General features: G+C 48.1%; 11 protein-coding genes. 4 read left to right on the forward strand and 7 right to left on the reverse strand.

Annotated elements, in window-relative coordinates; translation table 11 throughout:
• Positions 1-106 precede the first annotated feature (106 nt).
• Positions 107-721, reverse strand: coding sequence for a ribosomal protein S18-alanine N-acetyltransferase (gene rimI, locus QT974_RS22895; protein WP_333470721.1), 615 nt, complete (start codon positions 719-721; stop codon positions 107-109).
• 111 nt (positions 722-832) lie between these two features.
• Here rimI and lysA point away from each other — a divergent pair, with 111 nt between their 5' ends.
• The 3 genes from lysA (at position 833) to QT974_RS22910 (ending at position 4,085) form a co-directional block, all read left to right on the forward strand.
• A complete protein-coding gene (gene lysA, locus QT974_RS22900) occupies positions 833-2,248 on the forward strand; it encodes a diaminopimelate decarboxylase (RefSeq protein ID WP_333470722.1) in 1,416 nt (471 codons plus the stop codon).
• Positions 2,249-2,424: 176 nt separating this feature from the next.
• Complete coding sequence (gene cdaA, locus QT974_RS22905; RefSeq protein ID WP_333470723.1) at positions 2,425-3,318, forward strand: diadenylate cyclase CdaA; 894 nt, start codon at positions 2,425-2,427, stop codon at positions 3,316-3,318.
• A gap of 20 nt (positions 3,319-3,338) precedes the next feature.
• Entirely contained in the window at positions 3,339-4,085 is a 747-nt protein-coding gene (locus tag QT974_RS22910) for an isoprenyl transferase (protein WP_333470724.1), read from the forward strand.
• Between the two features lie 121 nt (positions 4,086-4,206).
• Here QT974_RS22910 and QT974_RS22915 read toward each other — a convergent pair whose 3' ends face one another.
• The 6 genes from QT974_RS22915 to QT974_RS22940 form a co-directional block, all read right to left on the reverse strand.
• Positions 4,207-4,479 (reverse strand): DUF3143 domain-containing protein, encoded by a 273-nt coding sequence (locus tag QT974_RS22915; protein ID WP_333271825.1) that lies wholly within the window; start codon positions 4,477-4,479, stop codon positions 4,207-4,209.
• 70 nt (positions 4,480-4,549) lie between these two features.
• A complete protein-coding gene (locus QT974_RS22920; RefSeq protein WP_333470725.1) occupies positions 4,550-5,029 on the reverse strand; it encodes a J domain-containing protein in 480 nt (159 codons plus the stop codon).
• A 107-nt stretch (positions 5,030-5,136) separates the two neighbouring features.
• The gene (locus QT974_RS22925; RefSeq protein ID WP_333470726.1) at positions 5,137-5,451 is read right to left on the reverse strand and encodes a hypothetical protein; all 315 of its coding nucleotides are present in this window, start codon (positions 5,449-5,451) and stop codon (positions 5,137-5,139) included.
• A 35-nt stretch (positions 5,452-5,486) separates the two neighbouring features.
• Positions 5,487-6,386: an Rpn family recombination-promoting nuclease/putative transposase gene (locus tag QT974_RS22930; RefSeq protein WP_333470727.1), complete on the reverse strand. Its 900-nt coding sequence runs from the start codon at positions 6,384-6,386 to the stop codon at positions 5,487-5,489.
• A 62-nt stretch (positions 6,387-6,448) separates the two neighbouring features.
• Positions 6,449-8,032 (reverse strand): chloride channel protein, encoded by a 1,584-nt coding sequence (locus QT974_RS22935; protein WP_333470728.1) that lies wholly within the window; start codon positions 8,030-8,032, stop codon positions 6,449-6,451.
• Between the two features lie 481 nt (positions 8,033-8,513).
• Entirely contained in the window at positions 8,514-9,947 is a 1,434-nt protein-coding gene (locus tag QT974_RS22940; protein ID WP_333470729.1) for a hypothetical protein, read from the reverse strand.
• A 107-nt stretch (positions 9,948-10,054) separates the two neighbouring features.
• On the opposite strand from QT974_RS22940, the gene QT974_RS22945 reads away from it, so the two are divergent.
• Positions 10,055-10,657 carry a pentapeptide repeat-containing protein gene (locus tag QT974_RS22945; RefSeq protein ID WP_333470730.1) on the forward strand — a complete coding sequence of 201 codons (603 nt, stop codon included), beginning with the start codon at positions 10,055-10,057 and terminating at the stop codon, positions 10,655-10,657.
• Positions 10,658-10,901 lie beyond the last annotated feature (244 nt).

Here is a 10,901-nt window from a genome sequence, read left to right on the forward strand (position 1 = left end):
TTTCGCCCAAATGCTACGCCCCTACATATACATTTCGACTTTTGCAAGAGATATAGTGTCAGTGAATTGAATTTTTAGGATAACTGGAATCGCTAAAGTAGGCTGCTCAAAACTCCAATGTATCGATCGCCCAATGCCATTTTTTCTGATGCAGCCGATCGCACACCTGCACTTTCAGGGCCGCTAAATATTGCTGAAATTCCGGTTTTTCCAGGCCGCTGCGCCACATCACCAGAGCATCTTCTCCGGTGTCTTCGTAATATCGTTTGCGCCGTCCAGCTTCTTTAAAACCAAATTTTTTGTACAGGGAAACTGCGACTAAATTTGAGTCGCGCACTTCCAAAGTCGATCGCTCTAGTTGTCTGTCACAAGCCGATTTTAGCAAAGCCCAAAGCAGAGCTTGTCCCAAACCCTGACGTTGAAACTGAGGATGAATTGCCAGCATGGTAATGTGAGCTTCTTCTAAAATTGCCCACAAACAACCAACACCGATCAGCATTGAGGGAACTTGTAGGGGCGGTGCCCCCGTGCCCGCCCAGTTTTGACCTAATTCACAGTCCTCAGTTTCCCATGTCCACAAACCTAATAAATCGCTGTTAGGACTGTCTAACTCGCGCCTGTAGCCTTCGATCGCCCAAATTCCCCCAAAACAAAGTCGATCGAGCTCTACGGCGTCAGGCAGGTGTTCTGGGGCGAGATGTTTGATTTCTAGAAAACGCACAGGGGATTTTAGATTGTAGAATTACTCAAAAGTGTCAATCTGCGTGCTGATGACCCAATTGCTTGCGGTCAATTGTACACTGGAGAACACAGTAAGGATAGTTATTGCACGATGGTATTAACTCAATCTAGAGGGGAATCTGGACTTCAGTATCTGTCTGAGTCGAAAGAAGCTCCGCAAAGTCGATCGCCCAATCAAGAGCTTTTACCGCTGACAGCCAGCGTTAACAGTAGCGATCGGTTGGAAATAGGAGGCTGCGAGGTGACAGCTTTGGTGGAGAAATTTGGCTCGCCACTGTACATCTTAGATGAAGAAACGCTGCGGGCGACCAGCAGCCAGTACCGAGATGCTTTTGAACGGTACTATCCGGGGGAATCTCAAGTGCTCTATGCTTCTAAAGCTTGGAGTTGTTTGGCGGTTTGCGCGATCGCTGCTTCGGAAGGTTTAGGCATCGATGTCGTATCCGCTGGCGAAATCCGCACAGCACTGCAAGCTGGCGTTAGCTTTGATAAAATCTACTTCCACGGGAATAACAAATCCCGCGAGGAACTCAAGTTATCTGTCGAAAGTGGCTGCACGATCGTAGCCGATAACTGGCACGATCTAGAGACTCTCGCAGATTTTGGAAAATTGGGTGTCAGCAGCAAAACTGGCGGGCCGATACGAGTGATGGTACGGTTTACTCCGGGAATTGAGTGTCACACCCACGATTACATTAAGACAGGTCAAATAGATAGTAAATTTGGCTTCGATCCCAATTCGCTCGATCGAGTATTTCAGTTCATCAGCGAACAGCCCTCCTTATATTGTGTGGGAGTCCACGCTCACATCGGCTCTCAGATTTTTGAACTCCAACCCCACGACGATTTAGCATTCGTCATAATTGGGGCCTTGACAAAAGCACAAAGTTATGGTTTGTCTGCGACAGAAATTAATATTGGCGGTGGGTTGGGCATTCGCTATACTAAAACGGACGATCCTCCTAGCATTGAAGATTGGGCTCGGACAGTTTGCACCGCAGTGGTAGCAGCTTGCGATCGGCATAAATTGCCATTGCCTAAATTGCTGTGCGAACCGGGTCGATCGCTCGTCGGTACAGCCTGCGTCACAGCTTATACGGTTGGCTCTAAAAAAGTCATTCCGGGAGTTAGGACGTATTTATCTGTAGATGGCGGGATGTCGGACAATCCGCGTCCCATAACCTATCAATCAGTTTATCAAGTCCTCGCAGCCGAAAAAATGTCTGCTCCTTTAACGGAAACAGTGACAATTGCAGGGAAACACTGCGAATCAGGCGATATTCTGATTAAAGATGCTAAGTTGCCGGAGTGTCAGGCAGGAGATATCTTAGTCGTTACGGCGACTGGGGCATACAATTACAGTATGTCTTCTAACTACAACCGAGTGCCCCGACCGGCAGCGGTTTTAGTGAGAAAAGGGGAAGCTCACACGATTTTAGAGCGGGAAACTGACGAGGATTTGCTGAGGTTTGACCGCCTTCCTGAAAGACTCCGAACTCAAAAGTAAGAAGTAAAAGATAAAAAGTAAAAAGTAAGATGATTCATTGGGATTTCTTGATGATTGTTTTTGAACTTTTTACTTTTGGCTTGTTCAGTGACGCGATTGGAATAATAACTGTTCATGGTTCATGGGTTCGAGTGCATCACGGTTCGCGGTTCACAGGCGGTAGGGTTCGATGAACCATGAACAATCAACAATCTGGTTATGACTTTGGCCTCATCCAGTCCTTATTGATTCAGGCGATCGATATTGGACTGGTATTTGCGCTTGCGTATTTGGTGCTCGTCATTGTGGGGGAGCGCCGGACGCTGTGGATGGTACGGGGATTTATCCTTTTGATGCTGGCGGCGGCGGTGAGCAACTGGGCTGGATTGAGGCTGTTGCACGTGGCGCTCAACAGTTTGGTGACTGGTTCTGCTGTAGCAATGGCGGTAATATTGCAGTCGGAGTTTCGCCGATTTCTGGAACAATTGGGTCGGGGGGAAATTATACAACTGTTTGGACGCGATCGCCGGCCAACTCCGGAACCCGACAGCGTAATAGATGAAATTGTGGACGCAGTAAAAGAACTTTCGCAAAACCGCACGGGCGCTTTATTAATTGTAGAAACAGATTCTCCGATCGACGATCGGGATTTTTCAGTACCGGGAGTGAAGCTAAATGCGGAAGTCTCTAAGGAATTGTTGCAAACTATCTTTCAGCCGCAAACTTTGCTGCACGATGGGGCTGTTTTGATTAGAGCTTCGCGGATCGTGTCGGCCGGGGTGATTTTGCCTTTGTCCGATCGCAGCGCCTCGCGGCAGTTGGGAACCCGCCACCGGGCGGCGATGGGGATTACGGAACGGGTGCAAGCTTGCGTGTGCGTCGTGGTGTCGGAGGAAACGGGTTCGATTTCTCTGGCGCAGATGGGAACTTTAAATCGACCTTTGACTAGCAGCAAACTTAAGGAATTGCTAGAAGCAAAGCTGTTTCCGTCGGAAGGAGAAAGAGTTGTGACTCCAATTCCGATCGGCAATCTCGGACGGCAGATAGGATTGAAGGGAGTGACACTGTTAAAACGGATACTGCGCCGTTAGTCGGGTAATCGGGAGAAACCATGAGTCAAGGAATTTGCTTGGAAAAGTTGCCTGCGGATCTAAAACTAGAACTACTGCCTAAGCACATAGCAGTGATTATGGACGGAAACGGGCGCTGGGCTAAGAATCAGGGGTTGCCGCGGATTGCGGGACACCGCCGGGGGGCTAGCGCTCTCAAGGAACTGCTGCGCTGCTGCAAAGATTGGGGAATTCCAGCTTTAACAGCCTATGCTTTTTCGACGGAGAATTGGGGCCGGCCGGCCGGGGAGGTGGATTTTTTGATGAGTTTGTTTGAGGGCAAGCTGCGGCAAGAATTGCGCGAGATGGTGGACGAGGACGTGCAAATTCAATTTATGGGGAATTTGCAGGCTTTGCCGAAGTCTTTGCAGGCGGAAATCGAGCGCTCTGTGACGGCTACTCAGCACAATCGGGGGATTTTGTTTCGGGTGGCGACGAATTACGGCGGCCGCCAGGAGATTGTACAGGCTTGTCGGGCGATCGCCACTCAAGTACAAGAGGGCAAGTTGCAGCCCGAGGAGATTGATGAGGTTTTATTTAAACGCTATTTGTATACTGCTGATGTTTGCGATCCCGATTTGCTGATTCGCACGAGCGGGGAGATGCGGTTGAGCAATTTTCTGCTATGGCAAATGGCTTATTCGGAAATTTACATTACTGAGACCCTGTGGCCTGATTTCGATCGATCGGAGTTTCACCGCGCTTTGTCTACTTATCAGCAGCGCAATCGCCGATTTGGCAAAGTATAACGATTTTAGATTTTGGATTTTGGATTTTAGATTTTAGATTAATTTTTCAGTTTCCAATTAGGTATTGATTCTGAAGTGTATTCCTCAATCTAAAATCTAAAATCCCCAATCTAAAATCAAATTAGGGGCCTGAGAAAACGGCATCTTCAATGTCGTGACGCGAGAGAGAGTATTTGAAGGCTCGCTGAATGTCTTGGCCGTCGGCTCCGGCGTCAATGTAGCGGACGGTGAGTTGGTCGATATCGAGGGAGAGTTCTGCTTTCCAGGTAGGTCGATCGATCTGCCAGCAGTGGAGTTCTCGGCGGTCTTGCTGGCAGCCGCGGCCCCTTAGCCACTGCTCGATTTCTGGGAGTGGATGGCTGTATAAAGGAGTGTCAGCGGAAGGAAGAGTCATTTGATTTTTGATTTTTGATTTTTGATTTTTGTTTGGGGGATTTTAGATTTGGGATTTGGGATTTGACGGTTTAATTGCCACGAATTAAGCCGATCGCGATCGCCAGTACCAAACATCCGATTAAAGTACCTGCCATGATAAACAGGGCAAATATTTCTCCTGGGGAAAGAGGGCGATCCGTGGGGTCTAGATAAGCCGAGTTAGATTTTTTTTCGCCGGAACCCGAAACCGGAGTGTTGAAGCCGGGGGGCGACTGAATCACGTTCAGGCGAGAATAACCTATTTTGAGGTCGTAGGCGAGACGGCGTTCTGGGTTGCTGAGGGTGGCGTAGGCGTTGTTTAGCTCCTGAAATTTGGCTGTGGCGAGTGCGGGCGACAGCTTAGTGGTATCGGGATGGTAGAGTTTGCTCAGTTCCCGGTACGATCGCCGAATTTCGATCGCGGAGGCTGAAGGATGCAGCCCTAATAAGCCGTAATGACTGGAACCCAAGGGGGTTTTTCCTGGTGTTTTCTGACTTTTGTTTTTCGCAGTTGCCTCGTTTCCTGCCACCGAAGCCCCTCTCTGCCGATTGTTGATAATATTTGATTATTTTAGCCCAGAGTTGAGTGTAGCGCTACTGTCTGCCAGATCGAGGGGTTGAGTGCGGGCGATCGGCTCTACGTCCTATCGATAGGTTGCTTTAACCGTTTATTGTTTAAAGCCTCTCCTCTTTTCAATGCAAAATATTTAAGTAGCCCCGAGAGCCAAAAGATACAGGCGAAGAATGCTACTAACACAAACCCAAGCAATAAAGCTGCTTTAGGGTGCAAATGATATTTTTGACTTGTGAGTTGGTTGTAAATCAGGACTAATGGCGAGCCTACGGCGCCAAATAGCCCAAGATAGTATCCATAGTCACCTATACGCCAAAGTAATCCCAAGAACCAACTTTGCTTCCGAAGTTCTTCATATTCAGGATAGTCCAGTGACATAAAAAATCGATTTTTCCTACCCCATTACTTTAAAACTAGGAATCGCTTGCTCGCAAATTCCCTACATCCTCAATGCTAAGCCCGGTAACTTGGGCAATCGTGGCATTATCTAGCTGTGAGAGTAATTGTCGGGCGATCGCCAGCTTTTCTTCTCGCTTTCCTTGTTCAATGCCTTCTTCTCGCCCTTCTTCTCGTCCTTCTTCTCGTCCCTCTTCTCGTCCTTCCAGAGAAGCTTTCAGAATCGCTCCCTGTTGGTCGTAAATAAACTGTTCTCTTCTGTCCAAATCTTCCACTTCCTCTCGGCTCAAGCTGGCTTGATTCGCAATATTAAAAGCTTCATGTATTTCTGGTATGCTATCCATTGTTTCTGGAACCGATGTCAGACTTCTGGCATTTTTCATGAAATAAATCCACTTATCTGCTAAAGTTTCAAGTTGCTCTTGTTCTTTGGTAAACTTCGGCAACTCTACAAACACTAAATCCAAGTCATTTTCGGGATAAGTATAGTTGCTCTTGACTTCTTTGAACACAAATCGCGAAATGAATTCTTGGCTGTTAGCAAACATCTCAAAATCTGTAATTGTCAGAGCAATCACTGGTTTCAACAGTCGATATCCTTGGGCTGCTTCCAATTGAAAAGCATAGGTTTTAGCCGCATTGTACAAAACTCGCTTTCCAAAAGACTGGACGTTGAGCACTTGCATTTCAATAATTACTAAAGTGCCATCGATCAGTTTGGCTTTCACATCCAGATAAGTATCTTTTAAGCCTTCTAGTTTAAGCGGCAGGTTCGGGTTGATGATTTCTAAGTCGGCAATTGTGGGATTTCCTTCATAAATTAAGGCGTTGAGAAAGCTGATTAGAATCTCTTTGCTTTCTGAGGAACCGAAAATTTTTTTGAACGCGTAATCTGTTTTTGGGTTGATAAATATCATAGTTGTCAGATTTAGCTTTAAGGTTATCGGTTTGGTGGCGCAACAACGGGATTTGAGATCCGTCAAACGGCTGATTTTGTTTCAGGTAATGGCTTGACATTTTCCGGCAAATGTGAGTTGCCGATCGCCAGCACGGGCTCATCGTCCCTGCGTTCGTCATCGATCGGCAGTTGGCAAGAAATCAACTCTGTGACAATCCGATCGCCCAAAACATCTTCCCAATCCTGCAACTGTTCTCGGGCTTTGATCGGCTCGTTGACAGCTACGTCTACGCCCATTTGCTGGAGGTTGAGGCTGTGGGCTGTCGATCGACGGTTGACAAACTCCACCAGCCAAACGCTCAATCCGACTGCGGCCATCAAAGGCAACACAATCCGGTAATCGCGGGTTAACTCAAACATCAATAGAATGGCTGTCAGCGGTGCTCGGGCGCTACCTGCGAGGACGGCGGCCATGCCCACCATGGCGTAGGCGGGAGGGCCTGCGACTCGATGGCTCATTGCCGGCAGCATTTCCAAAAAGATGCCGTAAGCCGAACCCAACGAAGCTCCCAAAAACATGGCCGGAGCGAAGATACCGCCTACTAAACCGCTGCCGAGGCTGATTGCTGTTACCGCCAGTTTGACAAACAGCAGCACCAACAGCAAAGACAAGGAAAATTTCACATCTTGGAGCATGGCTTGGACTGTTTCGTAGCCCACACCCAAAACTTGAGGTAATTGCAGGGCGACTAAACCGACGATCGCGCCGCCGATGACGGGATGAAGCGGTCGGGGCAGTCGTCCGAGCCAAGTAAATCCTCGGACTTTTCCTTGAAAACAGCGGTCGGCTAATTGAATTGCTTCTGTATAAGCTAGGGAAACTCCGCTCGCCAAAAGTCCCAATCCCATGTACAGCGGCAGTTCTAGCGGGCTGCGGACATCGTAGACTGGCAAAGCAAAGGCAGGCTGAGCTCCCAAACAAATTTGAGCGATCAGCGCCGAAACTACGGCGGAGAGCAAGACAACGCTGACTGACGAAGTGGCAAAGGTGCTGCCGAGCACGACTTCTAAGGCAAAAAAGACTCCGGCGATGGGAGAGTTAAACCCGGCGGATAAACCTGCTGCTGCTCCGGCGCCGAGGAGCAAGCGCTGCCGTTCTGGGGATAGCTGCAAGATTTGAGCTAGCAACATTCCGAAGTTGGCGCCGATTTCGACGCTGGGGGCTTCCGGGCCGAGGGAAGCACCGGTGCCGAGGGATACTGAGGCTGCCACCATTTTGGTGATGGGTTTGAGGGGGGAGAGTTCTTGCAGCCCCCGCGTCGCGGCAATTAAGGATGACATATTCGGGCCAAAGTCCCGAAACCGCCATCGCATCAGCCCGATGATGACTCCGCCGAGGGTGGGAATGCAGGCTAGCGTCCAAGAGCCTTTCGAGGCGATCGCCCCCATGAAATCTTCCAGCATCAGGCTGTGGATCAAGTGAATCAGGTAGTGAAAGGTGACGACGCCTGCGCCTGTAACTCCCCCGATGACTAGGGAGAGGATCAGCAGGAGGGTTTCTGGGCTCGGATGCAGGCGGTTGAACAGCGGGCTGAGGCGGGAGGAATGCGGAGTTTCTGCGGTTGGGCCGGGCGGCAGCAGCTCCACAGGATGGGTGGCTTTCATTTAGCGGTTCATTCTTCTGTGAGAAGTTAGATAAATATTACATTTTATTTCTTATTTTCATTTTGAGTGATTTCAGGGGAATTGACAAGTTAATTAAGGCGTAATTTATGGCGGATTTTTGGGGCTGGCTGCTGGGATGGAATGACCGCTTCTGAAGGTGAGTGAATTTTAGCTGATAATTGTATGCTCAGTGACATTGAAACTCCAATAAACTGAGCGATAATCGTAATTAACTATATCTACAGTCTTAGAGTTTCTGGCGATCGCACAATTGGATCTGCGATCTAGCAGTATGGTAAAAATCACTAAAACTAAACACTCCGATTTGAGCTATTAGATGAGACAAAAAATCTCAAATCGCAAGTTTGATCGTTCGGACTTCAGTCCTCTCCCCTGAGGACTAAAGTCCGAACGATCAAACCCGTCAAGCATAAATAATTTGATTCCCGTACTGTGCAACTGTCAACTGTCCGCTGCTATATCATATCGGTTGTTGGGCTGCCGGGATTCTGGGTCTGGGTTTGGCGATCGACATTAGGGGATCGCCGATGGTGGCGACTTTCCACGGAGGCGATTCTAGCTGGCGGGCTGCGATTAAAAAGGGTGCACCTCGCTTGAGGCGATCGACCATGATTTTAGGTGGAAGAAATGCAGATAACAAAGGTTCGTTGACACTTCCCACATAGGCATAAGCACCATTTTCTAGCCATCGACCGGCAACGGTAGTTGCATCATCTGGATCTGATGCTGACCAACTGTGGATCATGTGAATTGCTGCGGGAAATTGCAGTTTTGGTATATCGTCAACTGAGGCGTCACCGTCGCCGACTTGAAAGGATTTTGGATAGCCTTTAGAATTCATTAATATTAAGTCAAACGTCCACGGTTTCGATGTTAAATTCCGCCACATTTGGAGGCTTGATTCTGGTTGCTGGACTAATTCGACATTCAAGCCTATGGTTTTTAGTCCGGTAGCTGCTGACTCCATTTCATATTTTTCCCAATTTCCTTCTTTTGGGTAACTGTCATAAAGCATGGCTGTTTCGCTGTCGAGAAATATAGCGCACATGGCTTGGTAGATCGATCGCACTTGAGAACCGTAAATCCAGCCGACGGCGGCCCAGCGTTCGCCATTGGGGTGCCGTCCCAAACCGTCGGTAACAGCTAGTTGTTCGTCTTTGTTTTGAGGGGATTGATATTTTACTGCGAGTTGGCGTACAATGGTGATTGTGTCGATCGCGTCTCCGAGTTGCGAGTAAAAATATCCGGTGGATTCAACAGCTTTGGTAACTGCTGTTTGCAGATTTTTCCACTGTGGGGTATTAAGGTTATTGTTGGGTTTTCCGAAGTTGCCTTGGACAAATACTAAAGGTTCCCCGCGAGCCGCTGCTAAGGCCACTGCTGCTAAACGTGCGGGGTCATTTTCAGATGTGATGACTACTCCGGGAGGTTCCCAGCCGAGTTCCCTCCATTTTGCTTTTAAGGTTTGAGCATCCGTGGCATTCCAGCCTGCTGCTGCGGCCTTCAGCATTAATTGTTGGAGTTTTTGATTTTTTGGGAGTTCCTGTTTGATGCTGGGTAAACGGACGATTTCTTCGGGTTGGAAGCGCTGCAAAAACATGGGCGCATATTTTTGATCTTCGATCAGAATCGGCCAGTGTCCTTTGAGATTCCACTTTTGGATTGCGGCTAAGAATGTGGCTTCGTCGGGGACTAAAACAATGCGGTTGACTGTTGGGATGTTCTCGCGGATCAGGCCGACTCGCAGGCCTGTTTGTACTGGCCAGGGTTGTTGTTTTGCTGATGGGGGGAGTTGAAAGGGTTTTTGGAAAGTGCGATCGCACCCGACACCGATGATTGCTAAGCTGGCAATCAGGGCGATCGCCAGCAATTGAAGTTTTAACTGTTTTTTCATAAGGGAAGGGAAGAGCAGCAAAAAACTCGTAGCTTGCGGGGCGGAACGCCATCGCCAACACTAGAATTTATAGGTATATTTTTATACTAAAACCGGATTTTCGAGGCATGACACAAAGAAAAATTGTAAGTGCGATCGGGATGGCGACTGTTTGGGCGATCGGCTTAGCAACTACAAGTTTAATAATTTTCGCAGCCAACGGTTCCTCAGTCAAGCATCAAGTCCGACAATTGCTTGTAGCGAGAGAATGCCGGGGGTGCAATCTTTCCGGGGCTAATTTGAGTGCAGTTTTTCTGGAAGGCGTGAATTTAGAAAAAGCCAACCTCAAAGATGCCAATTTGTGGAGTGCCCATTTGGTAAATGCTAACTTGAAACAGGCAAATTTGACGGGTGTTTACCTGATAAGCAGCAACTTGGTAGGGGCAAATTTGGATAAAAGCAATTTAGAAAATTCGTTTTTAGAGGATGCTTATTTGGGAGGGAGTAACTTGAGAAAAGCTAACTTAACAGGTGCTTTTATGAAAGGTATTTTTCTGGTTAATGCTGACTTAGAAGAGGCGAATTTGGAGGGAGCTAATCTGTGGATGGCGAATCTGGAAGGTGCTAATTTGAAGGGTGCTAATTTGAGGAATGCTTTGCTGTTGGAGACCAATTTGACCGGGGCGAATTTAAAAGGTGCGGTGATGCCTGATGGTAGGCGGCATGAATGAAAGTCGGTGGATAGTTGACAGTGGACAGTTGTCAGTTGACTCCGAAAGCAGTTATTAGTCAGTAGTCATCAGTCATTAGCATTAGTCAGGGGAGAAGTCGATTCCCTGCCCTTCACCGAAGGCACGCGCGTTCGGGATAGCTTCGGTCGCGCGTACCTGCAATTGTTGTAAGTATATCAGATATGATATAAATAGACTTGAATTGCAAAAATCGGAAAACACCCTGAAATTATCTGCGTTTATC

This window comes from Microcoleus sp. BM001215392 (assembly GCF_036700185.1).
In the GTDB taxonomy this organism is placed as follows: Bacteria; Cyanobacteriota; Cyanobacteriia; order Cyanobacteriales; family Microcoleaceae; genus Microcoleus.

Excerpts from the sequence above, each read along its gene's own strand:
- lysA (WP_333470722.1), top strand. The coding sequence starts at position 833 with ATGGTATTAACTCAATCTAGAGGGGAATCTGGACTTCAGTATCTGTCT.
- cdaA (WP_333470723.1), top strand. The coding sequence starts at position 2,425 with ATGAACAATCAACAATCTGGTTATGACTTTGGCCTCATCCAGTCCTTA.
- QT974_RS22910 (WP_333470724.1), top strand. The coding sequence starts at position 3,339 with ATGAGTCAAGGAATTTGCTTGGAAAAGTTGCCTGCGGATCTAAAACTA.
- QT974_RS22915 (WP_333271825.1), bottom strand. The coding sequence starts at position 4,479 with ATGACTCTTCCTTCCGCTGACACTCCTTTATACAGCCATCCACTCCCA.
- QT974_RS22925 (WP_333470726.1), bottom strand. The coding sequence starts at position 5,451 with ATGTCACTGGACTATCCTGAATATGAAGAACTTCGGAAGCAAAGTTGG.
- QT974_RS22930 (WP_333470727.1), bottom strand. The coding sequence starts at position 6,386 with ATGATATTTATCAACCCAAAAACAGATTACGCGTTCAAAAAAATTTTC.
- QT974_RS22935 (WP_333470728.1), bottom strand. The coding sequence starts at position 8,032 with ATGAAAGCCACCCATCCTGTGGAGCTGCTGCCGCCCGGCCCAACCGCA.
- QT974_RS22940 (WP_333470729.1), bottom strand. The coding sequence starts at position 9,947 with ATGAAAAAACAGTTAAAACTTCAATTGCTGGCGATCGCCCTGATTGCC.
- QT974_RS22945 (WP_333470730.1), top strand. The coding sequence starts at position 10,055 with ATGACACAAAGAAAAATTGTAAGTGCGATCGGGATGGCGACTGTTTGG.